The sequence below is a fragment of the Kamptonema sp. PCC 6506 genome (genome assembly GCF_000180455.1).
GTDB classification, from domain to species: Bacteria; Cyanobacteriota; Cyanobacteriia; order Cyanobacteriales; family Microcoleaceae; genus Kamptonema; species Kamptonema formosum.
The window spans coordinates 1-25,815 of the sequence record NZ_CACA01000288.1; the positions used below are offsets into that span (position 1 = coordinate 1).

General features: G+C 43.6%; 18 protein-coding genes and 2 tRNA genes. 8 read left to right on the plus strand and 12 right to left on the minus strand.

Features of this window, described 5'->3' with window-relative positions:
• Nucleotides 1-72: 72 nt before the first annotated feature.
• Complete coding sequence (locus OSCI_RS16180) at nucleotides 73-1,056, minus strand: ABC transporter ATP-binding protein (RefSeq protein ID WP_007356105.1); 984 nt, start codon at nucleotides 1,054-1,056, stop codon at nucleotides 73-75.
• A 160-nt stretch (nucleotides 1,057-1,216) separates the two neighbouring features.
• Between OSCI_RS16180 and OSCI_RS16185 the strand changes: the two genes are divergently transcribed.
• Both OSCI_RS16185 and OSCI_RS16190 read left to right on the plus strand, forming a co-directional pair.
• Nucleotides 1,217-2,026 (plus strand): calcium-binding protein, encoded by an 810-nt coding sequence (locus OSCI_RS16185; protein WP_007356106.1) that lies wholly within the window; start codon nucleotides 1,217-1,219, stop codon nucleotides 2,024-2,026.
• A 388-nt stretch (nucleotides 2,027-2,414) separates the two neighbouring features.
• Nucleotides 2,415-3,272, plus strand: coding sequence for an Hpt domain-containing protein (locus OSCI_RS16190; protein WP_007356108.1), 858 nt, complete (start codon nucleotides 2,415-2,417; stop codon nucleotides 3,270-3,272).
• A 133-nt stretch (nucleotides 3,273-3,405) separates the two neighbouring features.
• Here OSCI_RS16190 and OSCI_RS16195 read toward each other — a convergent pair whose 3' ends face one another.
• Complete coding sequence (locus OSCI_RS16195; RefSeq protein WP_007356109.1) at nucleotides 3,406-3,810, minus strand: hypothetical protein; 405 nt, start codon at nucleotides 3,808-3,810, stop codon at nucleotides 3,406-3,408.
• A 533-nt stretch (nucleotides 3,811-4,343) separates the two neighbouring features.
• Between OSCI_RS16195 and OSCI_RS16200 the strand changes: the two genes are divergently transcribed.
• Nucleotides 4,344-6,848 carry an ATP-binding protein gene (locus tag OSCI_RS16200; protein WP_007356110.1) on the plus strand — a complete coding sequence of 835 codons (2,505 nt, stop codon included), beginning with the start codon at nucleotides 4,344-4,346 and terminating at the stop codon, nucleotides 6,846-6,848.
• Nucleotides 6,849-7,164: 316 nt separating this feature from the next.
• On the plus strand, nucleotides 7,165-8,583 hold the full coding sequence (locus OSCI_RS16205; protein ID WP_007356111.1) for a CIA30 family protein: 1,419 nt from the start codon (nucleotides 7,165-7,167) through the stop codon (nucleotides 8,581-8,583).
• 35 nt (nucleotides 8,584-8,618) lie between these two features.
• On the opposite strand, the gene OSCI_RS16210 is transcribed toward OSCI_RS16205, so the two are convergent.
• The 6 genes from OSCI_RS16210 to OSCI_RS16235 form a co-directional block, all read right to left on the minus strand.
• Nucleotides 8,619-11,240: a CHAT domain-containing tetratricopeptide repeat protein gene (locus OSCI_RS16210; RefSeq protein ID WP_007356112.1), complete on the minus strand. Its 2,622-nt coding sequence runs from the start codon at nucleotides 11,238-11,240 to the stop codon at nucleotides 8,619-8,621.
• Between the two features lie 52 nt (nucleotides 11,241-11,292).
• Nucleotides 11,293-11,739 carry a DUF3598 family protein gene (locus tag OSCI_RS16215; RefSeq protein ID WP_007356113.1) on the minus strand — a complete coding sequence of 149 codons (447 nt, stop codon included), beginning with the start codon at nucleotides 11,737-11,739 and terminating at the stop codon, nucleotides 11,293-11,295.
• Nucleotides 11,740-11,967: 228 nt separating this feature from the next.
• Nucleotides 11,968-12,041 (minus strand) — tRNA-Lys (locus OSCI_RS16220).
• A 194-nt stretch (nucleotides 12,042-12,235) separates the two neighbouring features.
• A complete protein-coding gene (locus OSCI_RS16225; RefSeq protein ID WP_007356114.1) occupies nucleotides 12,236-13,354 on the minus strand; it encodes a DUF4335 domain-containing protein in 1,119 nt (372 codons plus the stop codon).
• Nucleotides 13,354-13,959 (minus strand): DUF3038 domain-containing protein, encoded by a 606-nt coding sequence (locus OSCI_RS16230; RefSeq protein WP_019487267.1) that lies wholly within the window; start codon nucleotides 13,957-13,959, stop codon nucleotides 13,354-13,356. Before OSCI_RS16230 ends, OSCI_RS16225 begins: the two co-directional genes overlap by 1 nt.
• A 373-nt stretch (nucleotides 13,960-14,332) precedes the next feature.
• On the minus strand, nucleotides 14,333-17,977 hold the full coding sequence (locus OSCI_RS16235; RefSeq protein ID WP_007356116.1) for a hybrid sensor histidine kinase/response regulator: 3,645 nt from the start codon (nucleotides 17,975-17,977) through the stop codon (nucleotides 14,333-14,335).
• Between the two features lie 334 nt (nucleotides 17,978-18,311).
• Between OSCI_RS16235 and OSCI_RS16240 the strand changes: the two genes are divergently transcribed.
• From OSCI_RS16240 to kaiC, 3 genes are all read left to right on the plus strand, one after another.
• Nucleotides 18,312-19,292, plus strand: coding sequence for a circadian clock protein KaiA (locus OSCI_RS16240; protein WP_007356117.1), 981 nt, complete (start codon nucleotides 18,312-18,314; stop codon nucleotides 19,290-19,292).
• A gap of 146 nt (nucleotides 19,293-19,438) precedes the next feature.
• The gene (gene kaiB / locus OSCI_RS16245; protein WP_007356118.1) at nucleotides 19,439-19,765 is read left to right on the plus strand and encodes a circadian clock protein KaiB; all 327 of its coding nucleotides are present in this window, start codon (nucleotides 19,439-19,441) and stop codon (nucleotides 19,763-19,765) included.
• 177 nt (nucleotides 19,766-19,942) lie between these two features.
• Nucleotides 19,943-21,511, plus strand: a complete 1,569-nt coding sequence (kaiC, locus tag OSCI_RS16250) for a circadian clock protein KaiC (protein ID WP_007356119.1) — start codon at nucleotides 19,943-19,945, stop codon at nucleotides 21,509-21,511.
• 259 nt (nucleotides 21,512-21,770) lie between these two features.
• Here kaiC and OSCI_RS16255 read toward each other — a convergent pair.
• From OSCI_RS16255 to OSCI_RS16265, 3 genes are all read right to left on the minus strand, one after another.
• A tRNA-Arg gene (locus OSCI_RS16255) sits at nucleotides 21,771-21,843 on the minus strand.
• 180 nt (nucleotides 21,844-22,023) lie between these two features.
• Complete coding sequence (locus OSCI_RS16260) at nucleotides 22,024-22,380, minus strand: hypothetical protein (protein ID WP_007356121.1); 357 nt, start codon at nucleotides 22,378-22,380, stop codon at nucleotides 22,024-22,026.
• Between the two features lie 119 nt (nucleotides 22,381-22,499).
• Nucleotides 22,500-23,684, minus strand: coding sequence for a DUF3747 domain-containing protein (locus OSCI_RS16265; protein ID WP_007356122.1), 1,185 nt, complete (start codon nucleotides 23,682-23,684; stop codon nucleotides 22,500-22,502).
• Between the two features lie 261 nt (nucleotides 23,685-23,945).
• On the opposite strand from OSCI_RS16265, the gene OSCI_RS16270 reads away from it, so the two are divergent.
• The gene (locus OSCI_RS16270) at nucleotides 23,946-25,310 is read left to right on the plus strand and encodes an AAA-like domain-containing protein (RefSeq protein ID WP_007356123.1); all 1,365 of its coding nucleotides are present in this window, start codon (nucleotides 23,946-23,948) and stop codon (nucleotides 25,308-25,310) included.
• Here OSCI_RS16270 and OSCI_RS16275 read toward each other — a convergent pair.
• Nucleotides 25,300-25,755 (minus strand): DUF29 domain-containing protein, encoded by a 456-nt coding sequence (locus OSCI_RS16275; RefSeq protein ID WP_019487269.1) that lies wholly within the window; start codon nucleotides 25,753-25,755, stop codon nucleotides 25,300-25,302. The two genes, OSCI_RS16270 and OSCI_RS16275, sit on opposite strands and share 11 nt — an antisense overlap.
• Nucleotides 25,756-25,815: the final 60 nt, after the last annotated feature.

Below are 25,815 nucleotides of genomic sequence, written 5' to 3' on the forward strand. Positions count from 1 at the left end.
ATTTCCCCCTCTTTCCCTCTTTCCCTAGCCCCTAGCCCCTAGCCCCTAGCCCCTCTTTTCCCCTATCTTCCTTCAAGAAACTCCACCACTGCGAAAAACTCTACCAATTACCTCTTCAATTGGTGGATCTGTTACAGTTAAATCTATCACCTCTAACTCAGCTAAAATATTTGCCACAGTAGCCGTCAGCGCCTCCCGCCGTACCAGAAAACGCACTGACTGACCCTCCACAGATTCCACTTCTCCGTAAACAGAAGCCTGCTCTTTTGACAGCGGACTAGCTAACTCCACCTTCACCTCCCGATAAGGTGCAAATCTATCAAGTAATCCATCCAAACTGCCATCATAAACTAACATCCCTTCATGGATTAACAAAACCCTTTTGCATAAAGCAGTAATATCAGCCATATAGTGGCTTGTCAATAACACTGTTGCTTGGTAGCGTTGATTGTAATCCCTCAAAAATTCCCGGACACTAAACTGAGCATTTACATCCAAACCTAAAGTCGGCTCATCTAAAAATAATACCTGCGGCCGATGCAGTAACGCTGCCATTAATTCAGCTTTCATCCTTTCACCCAGAGAAAGCTTTCTTACTGGCTGATTTAACTTTCCTTCCAGGGATAGCATCTCCGTTAGTTCCCCCACCCGCAGGCGATATTCTTTATCGGAGATACCGTAGACAGCGCCATTGATTTTTAGGGAGTCTAGGACGGGTAAATCCCAGATTAACTGTTGTTTTTGCCCCATTACTAAAGTGATTTGTTGCAAAAAATCAGCTTCGCGGCGGAAGGGAATGCGATCGCACACTCTTACCACTCCAGTAGAAGGATAAATTAATCCCGTCAGCATCTTCAAAGTAGTGGTTTTCCCCGCGCCGTTAGCCCCTAGAAAGCCTACTACCTCGCCAGCTTCTATTTGAAACGAAACGCCCTGAACTGCTTTGACGGTGCGATATGTGCGGCGCAGAAAGTGCCGCACTGTGCCTTTAAGTCCGGGTTCTTTAATTGCTACCGGATAAAGTTTACTCAATTCTTCAGCTACTATAATCGGCATCAGCTTTACTTTTACTCCCCTGCCTGTAAGATTATACCAAGTTTAAAAATTTCTGCTACAACTCTTATGTTAGTTTTCTTTCCTTCACTCACCCTGTGGTCTATATTTCTTTAAATATGGCAAGATGGATACGATCGCAAATATTAGGTAGCAGAAAATTATGGTACTGACACCAGACCCTACGGATAGCTTGCGTCTGATTGGAGATAATACTTCTGAAAATATTGCTCTGTTACCGGGAGAATTGGCTAATTTCCCAGAAGGAGTTTGGGCCCTTGGCGGTAAGGATACTGTTACAGGTTCCTCCGATGCAGAATTAATCTTTGGTAATAATGATAGTGATAGTATTTTTGGGGGTTCTGGCAATGATTCTCTCTTTGGCGGTAAGGGAAATGATGATATTTTGGGAGAAAGTGGCGATGATATTCTCACGGGTGAAAAAAATAGAGATTTTCTAGATGGAGGTAGCGGTAATGATTTGTTGCGGGGTGGGGTTGGTGTTGATTTATTAGTGGGAGGGGAAGGTAATGATACGCTGATTGGTGACAAAGATGTTGATATCTATAAGGGAGGTTTGGGGAGCGATGTATTTGTATTTAGAGCCGATCAATCGGGAGTAAGAGCAGTAGGAATTGAATTGCCTGATGCGGTGATTGTTGACTTCAATAAGTCTGACGATTTGATTGGACTGACGGGTGGATTTACAGGTGGTATTCTCTCGTTTCAAGAGGTCAGCTTGAGCTTCAGCGACCCCAGAATTTTACTTTTAGATCCGGGAATTATAGAGGATGGAACTAGCTTTTTGAGTAAGGGTGGAATCTCCCAGTCTGACCTCGATCCTGATGGCAATGGCCGCGTTGAAGCGACCTATATTAGCTTTGGTTTCACGAATGCTCTTTTAGGCGCAGTTTTGAATGTAAAGCCAGAAGATTTAAGCGGTCGTTTTGTTACGGTTGATTCATTATTGTAAACCTTAGATCTACGCAGATTTGGGCAGAAGATCGGCGTAGATCTGCGTCTATCTAGTGCTAAAATTTGCAAATGAATCTTCCTATCATTTGACTGGCTATGCTGTCGGCGGTCTGGTACGGAGAAAGCCAGACCCAAGGGCGGCGGTGTAGTATTTGCCTTTCTGGGGGCGATCGCTCTCGATTTTCTAAATATCTAACTTTAGATAATGCCTCCTAGCTGGCACTTTTGGGTAATAATATGAAAAAAGTAGGTGCGATCGCAGCCCCAAAAATCACTGTTGCACTCAACACACCCTCTAACTCAGTCAATGCACTTTTTATGGATAAATTTGGCTGGACACACAACAGGAAGGCGAGCAGGGATTAAAGGGCGAAAGGAGAATATTTATGCTACCAGAACAATTACAGCGAATCATCGGTTATTTTGTTGAAGAAGCCACAGAACACATTCATACTATTGAAATAGGATTCGTACATCTACAAAGCACTGTAGAAAATCCCGAAAGTATGCACCAGCTAATCCGCTGTGCTCATTCAATTAAAGGGGGAGCCGCGATGCTGGGATTTAGCAGCATTCAACGAATTGCCCACCGCTTGGAGGATTATTTCAAAACTCTCCGAGAGTGTCCCTTAAGAGTTGACAGCACACTAGAATCACTTTTGTTACAGATAGTTCATACTCTAGCAGCCCTAATGGAGCAGGTTTCTAGAGTTTTTGGCCTCAACCAAGAAGTAGGAAACCAAACGATCTGGAGATTGGAGCCTGTTTTTGAAGAACTTAACGCTCACCTGAGATTGCTGATTCCTACTCGCCTAACAATTAGAGCTACGACTGACGATCAAGTTTACGTTTTATCGGGTTATTGTATGTCGTTAGCAAGGTTTTCTGTGGCGATCGCGGAGAGCTTTCATGTTCTCGGAGGTGTCATTAGCCGCCAAGAACAAGATCCCCTAAATCAGCGGCTAGCTATGGAGGTGCAGCTACAACCAGGTATTCGCCAAGAGACCATTCGCTCAGCCATTGAATTCGCAGGGGGTATTATTGGCACAGTCCAGACACAGCGCGGCTTTTCCCTGTTTTCAGGCCCGCAATATACTATTCAGCAAGCGCCCTTAGAACGCCCCCAAACCTGCATCGGCTGCTACTACTATTACGGTAGGAGCGATGGCGGCTATTTGCTCAACTGTACGGTACATCCGCATGGCCCAGAAGAAGAAAACTGCCGCGATCGCGAAACTGATTAAGTAATGGGGTTAACAGTTAATAGTTAACCGTTAACCGTTAACAAATTAAGTAATTCAGTTAACAGTTAACCATCAGCAAATTGGAAAGGATTATGCAACTTTCTTAACGTGGTTAATCGATTTCAATTAGCTATTAGCCATTACCCATTACCGATTTGATTTTTAATGCCTGCATCCTTAGCTTTCCCTTTCCTTTCTCCCTAAACACTGACAGCAAATACCCAACTAATCGGCTCATACTTGAAGAATGTACTGCCGCCCAAATATTAGTCCCCAGACAGATGCTTCCCAGCAGAAACAGGATATATGTTGGGGCCATTACTACCCCAATTGCCAGCCACGTAAAAACGTGAAGGATCATAATTAAAGCATAGAAGCTACCAACGGCTGCCCCTAACCGCACCTGAAGTTGAGAGCGTTTTAGACCTGTAAAAATAATCGTCTGCAAAGTTGCCAGCAAGTTAGCAGGTACAAGAAACGCGCAAATTTCGATACAGTGCCTATGTGAAAAGGCAGTAACGGTATTAAAGTCAAACATCAGTAAAATATACAGCTTGTTGAATATACCTATCAAGCTTAGCTTAAATTTAGGCCAATAGCTTCTACCTGAGAGCATAACTTTAGATTTCTTAGTGCGGGCAGCCTGTGAGATTACTATTTAACACCCTCGATCCTCTGACGATCAACTTTTTTGATCGCTAATTAAGATTTATGCTCCCGTTTAGGTAAAGCTAGTAATAATTCCGGTTTTATTGGCATAATATAAATACTTCTCCTTTAAAAAAGCGTGAAAAAGTTTACAGACAGCAGCTCAGCCATCATCAAGGCTTGCGCTCGCTTACAGATTCAGTCTGATAGCTTAACTATATAGATTATATAGCAACCGCCGTGCTGTACTAGGACGTTAATAATTACTCCAATTATTCTGGGAATTGTACTTTACTTCTGACTTCTGCTATATCATGGTGAGCTGCTAGAGAGCGTAGTATAATTGACTATAATTATCACTACCATACTGCAACCAAGACCTGCCGAATTATCCACCATTTTTACAAAAGGAACCTTAATAAAATGGCACAAAACAACATCGCCACAGCAGAAATTGACTTAACAAACTGCGACAAAGAACCCATTCATATATCAGGACACATTCAGCCTCACGGAGTAATGTTTGTTGTCAAAGAACCTCAGCTCAAAATTTTACAAATGAGCAACAACACCTTCGAGTTTTTTGGTCTGCACCCCAGTAGCCTTATTAACAAAGATTTGAGTACCTTATTCGACCCCATTCAGATTGAAAGTCTCAAAAGCTGCTTAATTCATGAAAATTTAAAAACAGTCAATCCTTTAAAACTAACTATAGGCACAGCCTACAACCCCCGAACCTTTGACTGTATATTGCACAGAAACGAAGGACTTTTAATTATTGAGATAGAACCCGCAAGTTCAAAAAATAATCTTTCAGTTTTTAGCTTTTATCATTCAGTTAAAACCACACTTTCTAAAATTCAAAGCACTGGCAACCTCCAGGATTTATGTCAAACAATAGTTGCAGAAGTGCGAAAATTTACAGGCTTTGACCGAGTAATGGTATACAAATTCGATGCTGAAGGTAATGGCTCTGTAATCGCTGAAGATAAAGAAGAAAATCTTTCTCCTTTCTTAGGTCTACGATATCCAACCTCAGACATTCCCAAACAAGCCAGAAAATTGTACTCCGAAAACTGGCTGAGGTTAATACCAGAAATTAATTATAAACCTGTTGAACTTGTACCCAGCAACAATCCACTTACTAATCAACCTCTCGACCTCAGCTTCAGCATTTTAAGAAGTGTCTCACCCATTCACATAGAATATCTGCAAAATATGGGCGTTGCAGCTTCTATGTCTATATCTTTAATGAAAAAGCAGAAATTATGGGGTCTGATTGCTTGCCATCACTACGCGCCCAAATACATTCCTTATGAAGTTCGCGCCGCCTGCGAATTTATTGGACAAGTCATGTCTTTAGAACTAGAATTTAAAGAAGGGAATGAAGACTACGACTATAGACTGCAATTAAAATCCATTCAAGCAAAGCTACTGGAAAATATATCTCAAGCAGAAAATTTGTCACAGGCATTAGTTAAGTCTCAGCAGAGCTTACTTGACCTCGTGAGTGCTACAGGTGCAGCAGTTTTATTTGGGGAAAATTGCTATTTAGTAGGTCAAACCCCTGAAAAAGAGGCACTAAAACAGTTACTTGAATGGGGGCAAAAAAATCTCATAGGTGAAGTTTTTCATACAGACTCACTCTCCAAGTTTTATGAAAATGCCGAGCAATTAAAAGACACAGCAAGCGGCTGTTTAGCAATTGCCATATCCCCCAGCCAGAAAATTTATGTTCTCTGGTTTCGTCCCGAAGTTATTCAAACCGTAAATTGGGCGGGAAACCCAAACAAACCCATAGAAATCGAGGCTAATGGCAGCATTCGCCTGTCTCCTCGGAAATCATTCGAGTTGTGGAAAGAAACCGTAAAATACACATCTTTACCTTGGAAAGAATGTGAAATTGAGGCGGCGATAGAACTCAGAAACTCAATGATTAATATTGTCCTGCTGCAAGCCGAAAAGCTGGCAAAATTAAATGCAGCCTTGCAGCAATCTGAACTAAGAGAACGGGAAAAATCAACTCAATTAGAAAAACTATTGCAAGAACTCCAGCGCACGCAGACTCAACTGGTTCAGACTGAAAAAATGTCTAGTTTAGGACAACTGGTAGCCGGTGTTGCCCACGAAATCAATAACCCCATTAACTTCATCTACGGAAATATCAGCCATGCCGATGAATATACTCGCGATCTGATAGAATTAATCAATCTTTATCAACAGCATTATCCCTCGCCTGTACCAGAAATTCAAGAGGCAAGTGAAACGATGGAGATAGATTTTTTAATTACAGACTTACCTAAATTGCAAGCCTCGATGAAAATAGGTGCTGAACGTATCTGCGAAATTGTCCAATCTCTGCGAAACTTTTCCAGAATTGACGAAGCAGAAATGAAGCCAGTTGATATTCACGATGGGCTAGACAGCACTCTGCTAATTTTGAGTAACCGACTCAAACCCAAGCCAGATAGGCCAGCAATTCACCTGACTAAAGAATACGGTTCTCTCCCCTTAGTTGAGTGTTATGTAGGTCAACTCAATCAGGTATTTATGAACGTTCTAAGCAATGCAATTGATGCTCTTGAAGAGTCCTTTATCAATTATAAAACCGCACAAAATGATAAGGAGACGAAATACAAGGGGAAAATTCGGATTCGCACGGAATTTCACCCCAAGAGAGAAACCGTTAGCATCCATATTTATGACAACGGCCCTGGTATGACAGAAGAAATCCGCCAGCGGATAACAGAGCCTTTTTTTACCACAAAACCCGTCGGCAAAGGCACAGGTATCGGCTTAGCAATAAGCTATCAAATTATCGCGGAAAAACACGGGGGAAAAATGACGTGCATTTCCACACCGGGAGAAGGTACGGAGTTTATTATTGAGATTCCCTTGCACCAGAGTCATCATAAACCTCGTGTCTAATCGGCTAGATAAATCTCTTGTTCCCAAAGCTAAAAAATCAGAATTTAGCTAGAATATGAGTTACGCATAGTTACACATAATTGTTGATAACCCTGCTAAGTAGGTGGACATAAATAAAGGCTATAAAATGCACAGGTGGGCGCTCGCCGCAACCATCTTCTTCTATGAGTTACAGGTTTTTTGCGGCGAGCGCCAACCCTACGTTTAATTATGTCCGACTACTTAAGCGTGATGCGTAAGTCTTGTAGCATACAAAAGCCAATAAAAACGGCAATTTCATCCTTCAAAAAAGTAATAAAAAAGTCGAGTACAAATTATGACTGAAAAAAATATCGCTCAATGGGATGCTGGCAGATTTTTCAACACCTTAGTTTATTTCGGAGTCATCCCTTTTATTGGCAGTATTAATTGGCTACAGCAACTATTTGGAGGTGAGGCCAAAACTCCCAAACAAAAATCTAAATTGATCCTTGTTGCTGGTGCGACTGGCGGTGTGGGTAAGCGAGTAGTACGCCATTTGCTAAAGCGGGGTTATACAGTGCGAGCCCTCGTTAGAGATGCCAACAGAGGCCGTGAAATTCTAGGACCAAGTATCGAATTAGTCGAGGGAGATATCACTCTCCCAGAGACGCTTACGCAGCAGGTAACAAGTGGTGTAGAAGCCATAATTTGTTGCACAGGTACGCGAGTCCAACCTCAAGAAGGAGATACTCCCACCCGTGAAAAATACTATCAAGGCATCAAATTTTATATGCCAGAAGTCGTAGATGTGCCGGAAATAGTCGAATACAAAGGCATACAAAATCTAGTGCAAGCGACCCGAAATCAGTTAATAAAAGCTAGTGAAAAAATAGTCTGCGACTTCGCCCAACCCTCCCAAGATTTAAAAGAAACTTGGGGCGCATTAGATGACATTGTAATGGGCGGCGTTAGCGAAAGTTCTATAAAGTTGATAAATAATATCGCTTTATTTAGTGGCAACGTTTCTACTGCCAACTCCGGCGGTTTTGCTTCTGTTCGCACCCGCAACTTTGACCCGCCTCTTAATTTAGCAGAGTACAGCGGCATCGAACTGCGCGTAAAAGGCGATGGTAAGCGATATAAATTCATCCTCCGCAGCGACCCGAAATGGGATGGCATTGGTTACAGCTATTCCTTTGATACTGTTTACAATATTTGGATGACAGTTTGCATTCCTTTTGATGATTTAATTCCCGTTTTTCGCGCTAAAACTGTCAAGGATGGTGAATTAATCGACCGCAGCCGCATCACTTCTGTACAATTAATGTTGAGTAAATTTGAATATGACGGCGAACTAAATCCTAAATTCGAGCCTGGTCTTTTTCAACTAGAGTTAGAATATATAAAAGCTTACGGCGAGCAAAATTTGACTAGGTTTGTCATGGTAAGTTCCGCAGGAGTTACTCGTCCCGGACGACCGGGAATAAACTTAGAAGAAGAACCGCCAGCAGTGAGAATGAACGACCAATTAGGAGGGATTTTAACCTGGAAGTTGAAAGGTGAAGATTGCTTGCGTTCTAGTGGCATACCCTACACTATTATCAGACCTTGTGCCTTAACAGAAGAGCCAGGGGGCAAAGCTTTGATGTTCGACCAAGGCGATAATATCAAGGGTAAAGTGAGCCGGGAAGATATCGCTGAACTCTGCGTGCAAGCCTTAGAAGAACCTAAATATTCTCGCCTTACTTTTGAAGTCAAAGAGACAGAAAGTTAATTGAAAATAGACCATTAGTCATTAATCCAAATTTCCTATTCTGCTTCGCCAATTAAAGTAAAAGCAGCCCAATCTCTGGGACTAGGATATTTTACTAGAGTTGCGAGCATGGCTTGTCGCAAAGCTTGAGCTTTATCTGGTGTTTGCTGAAGATTCTGATAGAATGAAAGCATTAAATCGGCTGTCGGTTCATCAGGCACTTTCCACAAAGAAACAATGACGCTAGGAGCTCCCGCAGCAATGAAGGAGCGAGATAGTCCAATTACACCGTCACCGCTAATTCTGCCGCGCCCCGTATCGCAGGCACTTAGCACCACAAGCTCTGCTTTTAACTTCAAATTGAGGATTTCTCTCGCAGTGAGGAAGCCGTCATTTTTACTATCGGGAGCAAATGCCAGAGAACTTTGAAAACCCATCAAGTTATCTAGTAACCCGTGAGTTGCGAGGTGAATAAACCGAGCATTTGGCATTTGTTCGATGACAACATTTTCTGTGGCTTGAGTACCGATTAATGGTTGAGTATTGAGTAAAGATGCGATGGCTTTTGCTTCTTTTTCTGACCCAGGTAAGCTAGCCAATTGTACTGGTAATTCTCCCACTTTTTGCAAGAGTAAGGGCATTGTTGGATTGCCAACAACCAGGGAATTTTGACTTTTAATAGGTGAGCTTTCCGTTAAAGAATTTCCTAACCTTTGCCGCTGTTGGCGAGTTAAATCTAGAACTTGAATTGAGGGAGCCGTGAGAATAGTATGTTTTTCGATTAAATATTTGCCATTAGTGTCTTGCAAAGCTGCAAATGGAACCAGAAACAGAGTTTCTTGGGGAATGAAAGTAACTCGCTGTTTGGGGTCAGTTGGTAGCAAGTCAGCTATTGGTTGAATTAGTATTTGATAGAGTTCCTGTAATTGCTGATATTTGCGGCGGGTATTAGCGGGATTGCCGCTAGAAGGGCCTGTTTCTGGTGTGCTGGAAACAGGAACGCCGCGACCCCTAACCAAGATGGAACTACGAGCATTACTCACAAAAAAAGTTAATAGAGAAGAGTCACTTTCTACATTTTTTTGCTGTTGCCACAGGGGTTGTAAATTAACCGAACGAAAGGTAATGGTTCCTGTCGGTTGAATTACCCAAATATATAATGTATTTTCATAGGGTCGTTGCTTTCCTACTTTCACCCAACCAGCTACATTGTCATTATAAACAATGGAATACTGCACTAATGTAGAATTTTGCGCTTTAGCAATTTGTCGCATTTCCTCCAATGTCAGCGGCACAGGTGTTAGTTCAGATTGAGTGTCAACTCCTAAATTAGTTTTTAATAAATCTACAAAAGCTCTGGCTCGACCTACTTCTGCTACTTCTAATGCCTCGTCATTACGGTTGTTAGCAACTAAAACTTGTTGCAACGTTCGGTAAATATCTAATGTTGCTTCGCGGATATTGAGATTTAATTCATCGCTGCTAGTAGCCAATAAGTTGCTATTAGGCAATAGCTGATTTTTTAACAGTTTATTGGAAGCTTTGAGCGCTGCTTGTAAGTTGTTTTCGGCTTCGGCTAATTGACCAGCTTTAAATTGTTGCCTGCCCAAATTTTGTAACCCCCATACTTCACTGAGACTCGTTTCTACTTTGCTTTGCTGATTGAGGGTTTGATAAATCAATAAACTTTGCTTTTGTAAATAAATCCCTTGGGAATAGTTACCGACTAAAGCGTAAGCACGGCTAAGATAATCTAAAGCTAGAGCTAGAGAGAATTCGTTATTACTTTTTTTAGCAATTTCAATAGTTTGCTGTAAAAAAGAAATCAATTTTTCAGAGTTTCCTATCCGACCGTAAAGCAGCGCTAGCTGTTGCAATGCAAGCACTTCTTGTAATGGTTCTTGAGATTTATGTGCTAGTTGTACAGCTTGTTCCTGATAGGCAATAGCTTTTTGATAATCTCCTAATAATTCATAAACCTTACTCAAATTCAATAATGCGTAACTTGCGAGTCCGATATTGCCTATTTGTTGGCAAATTATTAATTGTTGCTCTAGGAGGGCAATTTGTTTTTGAGTTTCCCCTATAACACCATAGGCAGTGCTTAGTAAACCTAGAGCTTGTAACTCTTCCAGCGAATTGTTACTTTGCCGCGCCATCGGTAAATATTCTTCGTAAGTAACAATTGCTTTACGATAGTTTGGCAGAGACATATAAGCCAAGCCTAAACTTTTTAAAACTGCGCTTATCAGTAGGGGGTCGCCGCTGTTTCTGGCTTGCTTTAACTGTTCTTCAAAAAAATTAATTCCCTGATAATCCCCTAGTTTGCTGTAGGTACTACCCATCTGAGTAAGGATTTGAGAAATTGTTGCTGGGTCTCGGATAGATTTAGCAATTAGCAAAGCTTGCTGATACACTTCTATCGCTTTTTGATCCTCACCTAAATATTGATAAGCTAACCCCGCACTGGATAAAATCTGTGCTTCGTAAGTTCGATTTCCCTGCCTTCGTGCCTCTGCTAAATTTTGGAGATAAGAATCAAGAACTTGCTGGTAAACTCTCCGCAATGTCTCTGGGTCTTGAGCCTCGACTTTTAGGGAAAAGCAGCAACTAACTATCCAAAAGAAAATAACTAATAAGCGTTTTTGTTGGCGAATTTTGAAAGTAATAAAGCTCATTATTAAATTACGTTTTTGGTTATTTTGAAATTTATTGAATTACTTCAATAAATTATTGCAAGCGTTCTTCTTGAATGATTGTTCGCTTAAAGATTTGATGATTTTTAAACCAGTGCGAAGTACGGGAACGATAATTATTACAGGGGCTAATTTGAATCATTTCATACAAGTAAATATCCGGCAATGCTTTATAAATAAACCATAAAATCACTGTTGAATCATCAACTTCCCAGGCTTTTCCTTGAATGCGCTCGGTATCAAACAAGATTTTTTTGTCTCGGTAAGTTGCTGGAAAAAAAAACTCTTCTCGCTTGCCATCAAGCCATTTATATCGATTAATCTGGTAATAGGGATATTCCCGATCTTCGGGAAAATGGCACGTTAAATGTGAGTGATGTTTTTCAATAATATTCCCTTCAGTATCGATGAGTGTATAGGTTCCCACCCAATCTCCTTCATGGCGAGCAAGTACGGGCATTTCTTCGCGGATAATAGACATCAGAAATCTTCCTTTTTCTGGATGAAGAGCAAGCTCTGGTTGTACATTTTATCAGAGTCAAAGAAGAGCGGTAAACTTCGGCTGAGTCAATCACCACTTTTTCTCTAAGAGGCGATCGCTCACTATTTTGTATCGTGTAATACTTTTTAGCTGTGGATACTCGTACCAGTCAGCTCCCTATAGATGTAGAGATTCCTGGTAGTGTTCTTGGGGTATGTTTTTTGACGATGGGGGTAGTAGGACTTGAACCTACGACCTTGAGATTAAGAGTCACCTGCTCTAACCAACTGAGCTATACCCCCGTTATTTAAATGATTATAACATAACTGCTTTACCTGAGCAATATTTTTAGAGATTTAGTGCGATCGCCAACAACTCTTGTAGGGTAGGCGCTGTCAGAACATATCTCTCCTACACGAGAAATATCGTGATTCTGACAGCGCCCACCTTAAGACTGAGGTTAAAATCTATCAAGCCTATTAATTGCTCTTCAACCTCACCAAGGGCTAACTTGTAACACACCGCCTGTGGTAAACACTACCCTAAAATCAGCAAGTGGCTCCCCAATGCGCCTGCTGCCAACTGGCTTATATAGTAGTTCCGGCAGAGGCGTTTGTCCCTCGTCTGCTTCCTCTGGGCTAATTAACTTGTAGCCAACGATCGCCCCATCTTGAGCTACAGTCACTCGATAAGCTAAATCATTTTTAAACCCTGGCCGACTCTTCCAACCTGCATTAATTTGCTCATACACTTTTCCACTCAACTCTTCGATTTCTGCTGCATCTGTAATCTTCGCTGCTGTAGCCTCCGATCCCTTCAACTCTTCGGCAGAGAGAGGCGAAGCCGTTGGACTCGATGAAGGCGTAGGATTCGGTGAAGCCGTCGGACTTGATGAAGCCGAGGGAGTAACATCAGGAGAAGGCGTAGGATTCGGATTTGGTGTCCCCGCACCGCTAGGGGTGGGCGTAGCCAGATTACCGCTAGCATTGGGTTGAGGAACGGGATCTCTCGGTCGCTGGATTTCAGGAATAGGTACGAAGAAAAACGCGATCGCCGCCAAAGCCAAGCTCGACATTCCCACAGCAGCAGGCAAAGCCCGCTTAGCAATCGGGGCGGTGGCCTTAGCATGGCGCTTAGAAACAGGCGCTAACTGCAACGAAAGCTCTGGAAGCGTTTGCGAGTCAGCAAAAAACTGATCCACAGCCTCCACCAAATCAAATAACTGTACCGTCGTTAAATCGATCTGAGTTGGTAGAGGGGGTTTTGATGCTGGCGATGTCGTCTTTTCCGGTTCCAGCGCTTGAACCGTCAACCGATGCAAATTCTCATTAATTCTCTGGAACCGCACCAAACTAGGCTGCGTACTCTCACCTGCCAGTGAAGGTACTCCGCTCAAAAATTCCTGAGCGTAACTACTGACAGCTTTAACTAAACTTTCAAAAAAGTCACGGCCTCCCGTAAGCGGTTGTCCTTGACCCACAAAACGACACTCAGCGCTCATTAAAATCGAAAGCGCAGGTCTGAGATCGAACTGGCTAGGAGCAGCCGTCCCGTCGCTTAAACCCTCTAAAATTAGGGTGCAGTTAGGCAGACTGTACTGACGCTGAATCGTCATTACTCCACCTCTCCATCAAATAAACTAATCCAAAATCTTTGCATTCCCGCTGTACCAGTACAAAATAGCAATTTGCCCAATAAATTGAGAGCTAGTTCATTCAATTTTTCATCAGAACCATAGGCAACAACTAGAGAGCGCCTCGGATTCATCCGAGAACGGAAGTGAGCTCGGAAACGTTCGAGATAGTCAGCCAGCGATAAATTCTGTTCTAGAGGCAGACCTTTTTGATTCATTTGGTGATATTCCAGTAACAACTGCCTAATTCTCACCGTTAACCTGCGTGCTAAATAACAGGCGATCGCCACCAGTGCTTTCGCCTCCAGCACAGTCAGAGAACGCCGCTGACTGAAGAGCCGCAGAGGGTTAGTGTTCCGCAGCAGCCAAAGGGCAACCCGATGTTTAACAATTCCTTCCAGTTCCAATTCCTTTGCCACTGCCAGCATTTGTTCTGCACCGCCGAGATATAAGGCTTCGATCGCCAATAACATCAGGTCAATTTGCAACCTGGCTCGGCGGGGACACCCCTTCTCTGAGAGTGGCATATCCGGCAAACTGTCTAAAATCAAGGGGGAAGACTCAGCCGGGGAAGTTTCTGATGGCATTACGATCACAGCAACATTCATTCCAACAAACTATAGGGTGAACGAGTCTTGGGCAAGGCAAATCCCAAAGGGGCGTAATTTTTCGAGATGCCTTACTTTTAACATTCACATTTTTTTCTACTTTCACTCTAGTCAATTATGCGGCTAGGGGCTAGGGGCTAGGGAAAGAAGGGAAAGAAGGGGCTAGGGGCTAGGGGCTAGGGAAAGAGAGGGGGAGATGCAGGGCGGTTTCATTCTCAGATCAACAGGTTTTCTGTAGGGGCAGTGCCCCCGTGCCTGCCCCAAACCCAAAAGGGGCAACCACAGGGGGATTGCCCCTACAAGAGAATGAAACCGCCCTGCGTTTACTCTGGCTTCCCCTCATAGCGATCGCTTAACTCTTGTGTTTGTAACTACCATTGAGAGATTGTTCGATTTGTTGTAGTAACTCTGCTACCGACAGGGAAGAGGACAAAAGTTGAGCAGCTATTTCCCCCAGAATAGAGTCGATCGCTGGCGATTCTCTGTTTGTCTGGCAGCGATAATCCAGTACGAGGATAGGAGGTTTGGCAGGCATTTGTCTTAAGTTAGATAGTGCCTGCACTAGAGATGACGATGAGTCCTCCCGCAAGCAAATTAACAGCAAGTCAACACTTTGATATTGCAACTGTTGCAAAACTTCAGCCCAAGAGCCTGCGATCGCACCTCGAAATCCTGCCGTTTGGAGGTACTGAATCAAAGCTTGGGAATTGGGAACTGGTAATTGCGAATTAGGAATGGGGAATGTTAACGGGGGATGAGTAACTTGGGAAGAGGGAGAGTTGGGAGTTGGCAGAGATGGCTTGAGTTTGCTTCGTTCCTCGCCACGCTTCGCGCCTCGCAACGCTAAACCCTGCGGGTAGGCTTCGCTAACGCAGTTTGGAGTTTCGAGTTTAGAGAGATGGCTTCTTTCCTCGCCACGCTTTGGGGTTTTGAGCTTAGAGTTAAAAAAGTCTGAAATTTCCCCTTCTTTCCCCTCTGGCCCCTCTTCCCCATTTCCCCGCTCCCCTTCTCGCTCAGCAGACTGTAATAAATCTGAGAGGGAGGAGACATCAACGAGTAAAATCGAGGGTTTGCAAGTGATACCCGCCGCCACTTGAATTACTTGCCATAAGGCAGAGGGCATCTGCTGGGATGTGTCGGCAGTCCCGACAGCAGTGCGATCGCCTGCTGCTAAACATGGAAATACTGATAATCCCTTGACTTGATTGGCAACAGAGGTAGTCACAGAATCTAAAGTTACAAGCGGAATGCTGACCAAACTGCTGCGCCGACTTAGTTCTTCGACAAAAGCGGAAGGGTTTTGTAACTGTGTCGTACCCTCCAATACCATCACGTTAGGATGCCAAATCCGGGCAAGGAGTTCGGCTTGATCGAGGTCATCTGCTTCTAAAATCCGGCAGTAAGAAGGGTGAACTAGGAACGAGGCAGCGTGAAAGGAACTGTTGAGAGGACTCAATAATAAAACAGTAAGGGAACTCTTGAACGCATCCGCAGTTGGTTGCTCTGCCCGTGTCAAGTCCCTGAGTTGCTCAAGTAGTGTAGCTTCTTTAACTGGCAAGCTTAAAAAGCCATCGGCTCGGTTGAGTTTGGCCCGTTCTTTTTCGCCCCGTGTAGCGGTCACGATCGCGGGTATAGAGCAAGTATCGGCATCAGTTTTGAGTAATGTCAGCACGTCCCAACCGGATAGCAATGGTAGTAGGGGGTTGATAAAAATTACTTCTGGGCTAAATCTACGGGCTTTTTCTAGAGCTTCAGTACCGGAACGGGCGACGATCACCCGATAGCCTAGATTTGTCAGGAGGTTGCTCAAATCTTCAATAAACCGGGGGACGGCTTCAACAATCAACACCAAGCCGACAGGGGATCTCTTAAGTGGAGGGACGCGGGGGCGGGGGAATGAGGAGACTAAGCGCAGATTTTCATCTTCGATCTCCCCTGCTCCCCTGCTCCCCGGCTCCCCGGCTCCCCGGCTCCCTCGCTTCCCATCTGTTTTACCTGGAGGACAAGGGGGTAGAAGCAGAGTAAACTGGCTACCTTGCCCTTCGGAGGAAATAAACGAAACGTCTCCTCCGTGGAGGCGAGCTAGGCGTTGAGTCAAGACCAATCCTAGCCCTGTACCCTGAAAGCGGCGAGTCAGGGGGCTTTCAAGCTGTTGGAATTTTTGAAAGATTAGGTGTTGCTTGTCAGCGGGGATGCCGATGCCTGTATCCCAAACTGTAAAAGCTATCCAGCCTTCCCAATGGTTAACTTTCAACCCAATTGCTGCGCCTGGGGCTGTAAATTTGAGGGCATTGGACAAGAGGTTGACGAGCATTTGGCGCAGTCGCAGTTCATCAGCAACAATATGGGCTAATCCTGATTCGATTTCCAGAGTAAAGTCTATTGGGGAGTCTGATTTGCCCGATGTGCTGTCGCGATTGGTGGGGTCATCTCTGGCTGCGGTTGGTTTGTCTTCTTGTTGCTGAAGTAGCTTGGCTCCTTCAAAGGCGCGATCGCAAACTGCGGCAATTTGCACGGGTTCGACAATTAGTTCCATTTGACCGGTTTCCATCCGGGTCAAATCTAAAATGTCGTTGACTACTGTCATCAGGTGACGACCACTCTGGTGGATCAGCTTGGCGTAGCGAGCTTGGCGATCGTTGAGTTCTCCGATCGCTCTGTCTTTTAAGAGGCTAGATAGCCCCAATACTGCTGTCAGCGGTGTTTTCAGTTCGTGGCTGATGCAGGCTAAAAACTCGTCTTTAAGTCGGTTGAGCTGAATTAAATCGGCATTTTTAGCTGCGAGTTCTTTGGCTACTAGCTGTTCTTCGGTTACATCCTGCGCTAAGACAAGAGTTAGTGTTTCTGAGAGTGGCTGTTTGACAAATTGCCAGGTGCGATCTTTGCCTTGGTGGGCGGGAGATGTGCAAGTGTAGTTATCGGGTTTTGCAGCGATCGCGCACCAACTAGGAGCGGTTGAGGTTGAGAAAGCCAAGGGTTGGGCTATGGCGCACGCTGGCCCCGAGCAGCTACTATCTTCTTGGGCTAAGGCTGTTCCTCCCCAGTTCCTGCCATCTTCGGGGACGGAATTTCCTGCATTCCTGCTAACGGAGGCTGAGGAATGGGAGAAGGGTTTAGCAGAATTACTCCCTGTTTCTGCTGCCTGCAAAGCAGGTTCTGGGCCCGCTCCCAACAGGGATTTCCAAGCTGCATTTTGAGTAATAATTTGCCCGTCGTTGCTGAGCAATCTTAAAGGTAAAGGCAGTTGTTCGAGCAGTTGTCCAAAGGAATTGAGGGTGAGAGCTACATTCCCTGGAACCGCGACATTCGGCCGTTCAACAAGGGGAGCAATGTTCGGGGTTCTTGGCGCTGAGCGATATCTAAGTCCTGTTTGCTCTTCAATTTTAATAGTTTTTGCCGACTCCACCCTTTCTCGGCTCCCGCCTTTGTTGCTGTTCTCGAATGCCATAAATTTTAGCAACTGTAGGCTGTCGAGCAATCCTAAAAACTTACCGCTATCAGGCTCGATCAAGGCTATGGGAGCCAGGTTGGGAGCCGGCAGTAAGTCAGCAGTGGTGGAGAAATCTGCGATCGCCTCGCCAGACATATCCCTACCTGCGCTTTCTAGTCCCCAATTTTCTCGACTCTCTGCCAAATAATTAAACTCGCCGTTTTTTTCCTGGTTTTTGAGCTGCGCTTGAGAGTGTTGCTGTCGCAGCCACAGCCAGAAATCGCTCAAACTCATAAGAGCCGATACAGCTAGCATAGGTTCGACTATAAAGTTCAGTTCCGACAGTGATTTAGCATGGTAGCCACCTCTGCGATCCGAAACTGGGGAGACAAACATTAAACTACGGAGATAGACTAACCCCAAAGGCTGCTGCAAATCGTTGACTACTGCCACGCGATCGCACTTGGCTTGCCTGAAAATTGACCGCACTGCGGACAGTCTCGCAGTTGGGAAGCACAGCGGCACGGGTTCGATAAAATTTTGGAGAGTCGGGTTGGGTATTGACATGAGAAACTTGGTGGTCAGGGCTGGAAATCAGAAGTAGCGCAACAATTGATGCTAAATAATAGGGGCCGACCTCGAAATCTGCCTTATCCCTATCTCAGTCCGCAGAGCGACCTAGCGAGTCCAGCAAGATGCTTGGGATAATCATAGACCTGGGCTATCTAATCTAGCTAGGAATAATTTTAAGACTCCAGCTCTTTGCCTGAAATCTTGCTGAGGATTGTTAAAGGCTGCTCCCAAGGGTACAGTTTTAATTATCGCTCTCTAACAGGGATCGAATCAATTTTGGAGTTAAGATTGGTTACAATTAGTGTTTAAATGTTTTATGTAATATTATGTGTTTGCAAAGGAGTTACCAAAACTGACCGATTCAGCACTGTCTGGCAACTTCGGGATTGAGCCAAATACAGCTTTGCGTTCCGAGCTTTCTATCTGTATTTTTCTGCGGTCTGAAGAACTCGCGACATCTGTCCTCAAGCTTTTGGACAGAAATCGCTACATTTTGATGCGTAGTAATTCCCCAGAGGGATTTTTGGACTTCATCCAGCGCAACAGCCACCTCGATTGCCTTGTATTCGAGGTTTACCCAGAGTTACACTTGCTAGTTAGCCAACTACAAGAACATTCCATATTCTTACCAGTCGTAATCTTGGAAGCGGAGGCAAATTCAGAAGACGCTAAACTTCTGCCAGAGAATCAGGCGATGACCTCGGAGGATAGCCACGAGGAAAACCTCCATTTTTTTTACCACGCTGCTGAAGTGAAGTTGCCGATCGCCAAGTTAAGCGATCTCAGTTCCTTCATTGACCAGGCGATGACCCGATTTCTCAATCTCTCTGTCCCGGTTCGAGCTAGAGGCCATGCCTCAACTACCGATCCGACTGCGGAATTGACTTCTCAAAGTTTGCTCCATCGCCAGCAGCGGAGGCTTGCTGAAAAATTACGGGAGCGATTAGGATACTTAGGTGTGTACTATAAGAGAAATTCCCAGTTTTTCTTCCGAAATCTGCCTTCAGCAGAGAGGCAAAAGCTCTTGGAGCAACTTCAGTCAAATTATCGTGAGATAGTTTTGAATTATTTTTCCCCAGACTCCACGCTGAATAATAAAATAGATGAGTTTGTAAATGTAGCTTTTTTTGCCGACATTTCTGTTACTCAAATTGTAGAAATTCACATGGAATTAATGGATGAATTTGCCAACCAGCTAAAATTAGAAGGTCGTAGTGAGGAAGTATTACTAGACTACCGATTGACACTAATCGATGCGATTGCACACTTGTGCGAGATGTACAGACGTTCAATTCCCAGAGATTCTTGATTTTTGTTAACTGTTAACTGTTAACTGTTAACTGTTAACTGTTAATTGTTGTCAATCACCAATTACCAATCACCAATTACCAATCACCAATTACCAATTATCAATCACCAATCACCAATTATCAACTGATAGTCTGAGCAAAATTTATGACCCCTCTGAAGAAAACCTATGTTCTCAAACTCTATGTTGCTGGGAATACTCCCAACTCTGTAAGGGCTTTGAAAACACTCAAGGACATTCTAGAGCAAGAATTTCTGGGAGTCTACGCCCTCAAAGTGATAGATGTCCTCAAAAACCCTCAACTAGCAGAAGAGGACAAAATTTTGGCAACGCCGACTTTGGCTAAAATATTGCCACCTCCAGTCAGAAAAATTATTGGTGATTTATCAGACAGAGAAAAAGTTTTGATTGGACTAGATTTACTCTATGAAGAATTGCGCGAAGAAGACATGAACTTACACGATAGAATCTAAGCGATCGTCAACAAATAGCTACAACAATTAATACAATTAAAACTGTTAGCTTGAGTGACTTTCTATAAAACAAAATATAGAACAACACTAAATATACAATAGTGATAATTGACATTGTTGATCCTAATAGCTTTCTAATTAAAAACAACAATTAACAACAAAAAACAAAAACAAAATATGGATAATAATACTCAAATTTTGCATCACGAAGTATTAGTAACCCCAGGAGTTCAAAAAATTCGCACGATGATTGAGGGTTTCGATGATATAAGTCACGGAGGAATGCCTATTGGCAGAACCACCTTAGTCAGCGGCACATCGGGAACTGGAAAGACATTATTTGCCGTGCAATTTCTCTACAACGGCATCATGAACTTTGAAGAAGCGGGGGTATTTGTTACCTTTGAAGAATCTCCCACAGATATCATTAAAAATGCCTACAGTTTCGGTTGGGATTTGCAACGCTTAATTGACGAAGGCAAACTGTTTATTTTAGATGCTTCTCCCGATCCAGAAGGTCAAGATATTGTCGGAAATTTTGATTTATCCGCCTTAATCGAGCGCATTCAATACGCGATTCGGAAATATAAAGCTCGGCGAGTTTCTATTGATTCAGTAACGGCAGTTTTCCAGCAATATGATGCGGCCTCCGTAGTGCGGCGGGAGATTTTTCGTCTAGTAGCGCGACTAAAACAAGTTGGTGCTACTACGATTATGACCACTGAACGGGTAGAAGAGTATGGCCCTGTGGCGCGGTTTGGAGTAGAGGAATTTGTTTCAGATAATGTAGTGATTGTCCGCAACGTTTTGGAAGGGGAACGCCGTCGTCGCACGATGGAAATTTTGAAGTTGCGGGGGACAACTCACATGAAAGGGGAGTATCCTTTTACGATTACGAATAACGGCATTAATATTTTCCCCCTTGGTGCAATGCGCTTAACTCAACGTTCTTCTAATGTCCGGGTTTCTTCTGGGGATAAAACTCTCGATGAAATGTGCGGTGGTGGTTTCTTCAAAGATTCGATTATTTTAGCTACTGGCGCTACTGGTACGGGTAAAACTTTGCTGGTGAGTAAGTTTTTGCAAAATGCTTGTGCAAATGGCGATCGCGCTATGCTATTTGCTTATGAAGAGTCTCGCGCTCAGCTATTTCGCAATGCTTATTCTTGGGGAATTGATTTTGAGGAAATGGAACAAAAAGGTCTGCTGAGAATCCTTTGCACCTACCCGGAATCGGCAGGTTTAGAAGACCATTTGCAAAATATTAAATCAGAAATTGCTGAATTTAAGCCGTCTCGAATTGCTATTGATTCCCTATCAGCTTTAGCGCGGGGAGTTAGTAATAATTCTTTCCGGCAATTTGTGATCGGCGTGACTGGTTTTGCTAAGCAGGAGGAAATAACTGGCTTTTTCACGAATACAAGCGATCAGTTCATGGGCTCTAATTCAATTACGGATTCTCATATTTCTACGATTACTGATACGATTATCATGCTTCAGTATGTGGAAATCCGAGGAGAAATGTCCCGCGCTATTAATGTTTTCAAAATGCGTGGTTCTTGGCACGATAAGGGTATTCGGGAGTATACAATTACGGAGAAAGGGCCGGAAATTAGAGACTCTTTCCGCAGTTACGAACGGATTATTAGCGGTTCTCCAACTCGGATTAGTTTTAATGAAAAGAGTGAGTTATCTCGGATTATTAAAGGTGTTCAAGGTCAAGGGGGGGATGGTGAAGAAATATAAGGGTAATGGGTAATTGGTAATGGGTAATTGGTAATGGGTAATTGGTAATGGGTAATTGGTAATGGCTAATGGCTAATCCCTCTTACTTACCTTCCCCATCTCCCCTGCTCCCTCGCTCCCTCGCTCCCCCGCTCCCCCTCCCTCTCTTCCCTAGCCCCTAGCCCCTAGCCCCTAGCCCCTTCTTCTATGTGACAAGAAAAATGGCAGGCAAGCGGGAAATGGGGAAATGCGGGGTGGCTTGCCTGCCTTGCTAACTAAGCGAGCACGGAGGGATTTGAACCCCCGACCCTCAGAACCGGAATCTGATGCTCTATCCACTGAGCTACGTGCCCTCGCTTTTTTGAATTATAGCACGTCTGTCGGCAAAATGGAGTGAGTGAGAAAAATTTGCGATCGCATCCTCGAACTACATATTTTAGAGCTGGACTTCCCGCAAATTGTATTCAAAAATACTTTTTTTAGCTTTCGGCTGTCGTCATCCCCCGAATTTCGGGGGACTTATAGAGGGTATCCTAGCAAAATTCAAGCTGTGCGATCGCGGAATTTCTCGCATCCTCTATCCTGTCAATCAAAGCTTTGAGAGAAGCTTTTTCTGGGAATGCAAATCTGCGATCGCTTAAATGATCGAAAGCTTCCCATTCGCCGCTAACTTCCATATCTTGCCACAAAAACCAGTCTCGATAGATTTCGCCAGTATCAATATCATCGCACAAAGCCAGCCAATCATCTCCCGTCAAAGCATCTGCATTTAATGCTACTAACTCCAACCAAGCTAATGCAATGCAGCTATCTAAATCGCAATTATCCTTATCCTTAACTGATTCAGATTGATTAGGGGTAGCTAGAGGTGAACAAAGAATAGTTTCCATGATTGTTACCTGGGTTGTTAAAGAACTGTTCTATCTGTTAACTCTTGGGCCGATTTAGGTGAATAGTGAAATCAAAAATGACAAGTCCGATCGCGCTATTCACCGAAAGCAATTAACTACTACTTAGAAACACAATTGAGCATTCGTAAAGTAGCTGCGGCTGCATAATTACGCTTCGCTCCGGCATCTGGGAAAAACTGATTGCCACTTTCATTCAAAGGAGAAGCTATAGAACAATAACCAGACATTTGATTAATTGTGGAAGCGGCCCAGTGATTGGGGGTATCTGAGAAAGTTTTAACTGGTTGTGTGGGGGATAAATTGGGAGATTGACCTTGCAAAGTCAAACCAAATTCTGCTGCTTTTCTTAGCACTGCCATCATTTCAGCGCGGGTGACAAGTTGCTGCGGTTTAAACGTCCCATCTTCATAGCCGCTGACAATCTTATTATCCTGTGCAAATTTGATTTTAGCAGCACTCCAGCGGGAAGCTTCAACATCAGCATAAGGACGAGATGATACTTGAGTGGGAATACTTAAATTAGCACCCTTGACTCGCTTCAAAGATTCCAATACTAAAGATACCAATTGCTCCCTAGTTAAAGCTTCTTGAGGGCGGAAGGTATTATCGCTGAATCCAGCAACGAATCCCAACTCTACAGCCTGTTGAATTTCTTTAGAATAGATATCGCTACTGATATCTTTAAAAGCAGTAGTAATAGGCGGTGTATCAGTCCCATTATTTACAGTTCCCGGAGCAGTTTGATTGCTGGCTAAATAAAAGTGTCCGAGGGTTTTACCGTCATAAGCTCGTTTAGCAAAACGCCATTCTGGATCGAGAAAAACCTTCATGAAACCGCCAGTTACACCGCGCGTTCTACCAATCACAACAGGCTGATAATTTGGGTCGTTAGGACTGCCGACAAGCAGAACATCGCTGCCATTATTCTGCAAACTTAAACTATATTTTAATGCCAAATCAGTACCAGCCATGCGGATAGAATAACCATTGCTATCTGTGGCGCGGCCGCAAAGACCAGTGAAGTCAAAATTTAACAGCAACGGATCGATGGTAACGGGGTTAGAACCGCTTTCGCTCCAGCAAGAACGCGACTTAGATATTTGTTCTAAAACTAACAGTTGGTGGCCGCCTAAACCGCGCGGAACTGCAACGGCAACAACGCTGTTTTGGTCAATTTCTGTTTGGTCAAATTTATAAGCTGCGGCAGCTTGATTTAAAGTATTGATTGTGAAGATAGCGGCGGTACCGAAAGCAGCCATTGCCAGTCTGCGTAAAATATTCATTTTGTATTCCCTGTTTGCTTGATGTCACTACTTTAAAAAATTGGAGAGGGGTTCCGCGCAGGAGATTAGGGAGTTAAAAAATATTTTTAGGGGAAATCATTGAAAACCTTACAACTACTGACTGGAGAGGGTTTGAGTCGGTTAGTGTCAAAAATGTGGCTAAAAATTAACTTCCTTAAATTAGGGCGAGTTTCCTATCTCCCTTAAAATCGTCTAAAATACCAAGTTAAGGCGTTAAACTCGGTTTTCGGTAAAAGAGAAGTGCTCAAGTCAAAACGCGATCGCGGTCGAATTCTTACCGCCTCTGGGTTGAAAAAAATTAATGAGGCGATTCAGGAGTGGTCTGACCAGAACAACCTCAAAGGCACGCTGGCTGAGGTAGAGGCGGAGTCGGGTGTCGGCGCTGATACTGTTAGCAAAATTCGGCAGGGCCGAGATGGAGCCGACCTCAGCAAAATTCGCCAGTTATTCGCGACTTTTGGGCTCACCCTTGACCCAAGCGACCACAATTCTGCTAAACCTGACAGCAACCAGGTAAATACGGACTTTACAGTTAGTAATGACATTCCTTTACCTACGGCAGAACCAGAATTGCCGGGGGGACAAGTCGATGTAAATTCTAGATTTTATGTGGAACGGCCACCAATTGAAGAACGTTGCTATGAGACAATTTTGCAATCAAGTGCATTAATTCGGATTAAAGCTCCGAGACAAATGGGTAAAACTTCTTTACTTTCTCGGATTTTAGATAGCGCTTCACGTCAAGGTTATTGCACCGTTCCGCTGAGTTTTCAGCTAGTAGATAAAGGCGTGTTTGCAAATTTAGATAAATTTTTAAAGTGGTTTTGCGCTTATATCGGGCGAGAATTGAACTTGCCGAATCAATTAGATGATTATTGGGATGATATTTTTGGCAGTAAAGTTAATTGCAAAGATTACTTTGAAAAGTATATATTGCCGCAAATCGATAGTCCGGTAGTTTTAGGTTTAGATGAAATCGACCGTATTTTTCAATATACGGATATTGCTGAAGATTTCTTGGGATTGCTACGAGCTTGGCATGAAGAATCAAAACGTCGAGAGATTTGGAAAAAACTAAGATTAATTGTAGTTCACTCCACAGAAGTTTACATTCCCATGAATATCAATCAATCCCCTTTCAATGTGGGGTTGCCAGTGGAATTACCAGAGTTTAACGCTCAACAAATCGCAGATTTAGCGCAGCGGCATGATTTGAAGTGGTCAGAGCAAGAAGTATTAGAATTAATGGCAATTGTGGGGGGAAATCCTTATCTAGTGCGAGTAGCATTATATCACATTTCACGGCAGGACTTGACCCTTGAACAGCTCAAGCAAACTGCTTTTGGAGAAGGTGGAGTTTATAGCGATCATCTACGCAGGCAGTTGTGGAATTTGGAACAGTATCCAGAATTGACGGCGGGAATGAGAGAAGTAGTTATGGCGAGTTCTTCGGTACAGTTAAAAACGATGCAGGCATTTAAATTAGAAAGTTTAGGGTTAGTAAAATTACAAGGTAATGAGTGCAGTCCGAGATGTGAATTGTACCGCCAATATTTCAGCTTGCACTTGAGTCAAAATTTGCGCGATAATGGGACTATAGATTAATAGCATCTGGGAAAAAATCAGCATCTAGAATTTCGTCAATAGTGTAGGGACACTCTGTAGGAAAAGTAACTAGAGGTAATTCAGTTTCATTGGTAGCAGCCTTTTTACCCCGGCGGTAGCACTCGCCTAAAACTTCTTCTAGAGCGGGATTAAGACTAGGACTATCTAGCAGTAAATCTTCAATTCGGTTGCGTTGTTCATCAATCGTATTTCGCCAAGAGCTACTTCGCAAACTAGACTGAAATTGCCACTTTAGTAAATGCTGTAACAACACTTCTAATCGACTTTTCAACTCCCGCCGCTCCGATTTACCCAAGCTTTCAATTTCCTCAATAACAGCTTCCCATTCTACCTGTTTAAATTGCTCAGTACGAAGCAAATGCACCGTTTTTTCTGTCCATGCCACAAAGTCCGTATTATACAACTGAGCTATGTTTTTCGGCATCTGGCTCATAGGCTCCTTAAATCCCAGTAATGAGATAGACTTAACTTAGTTTACATTTAT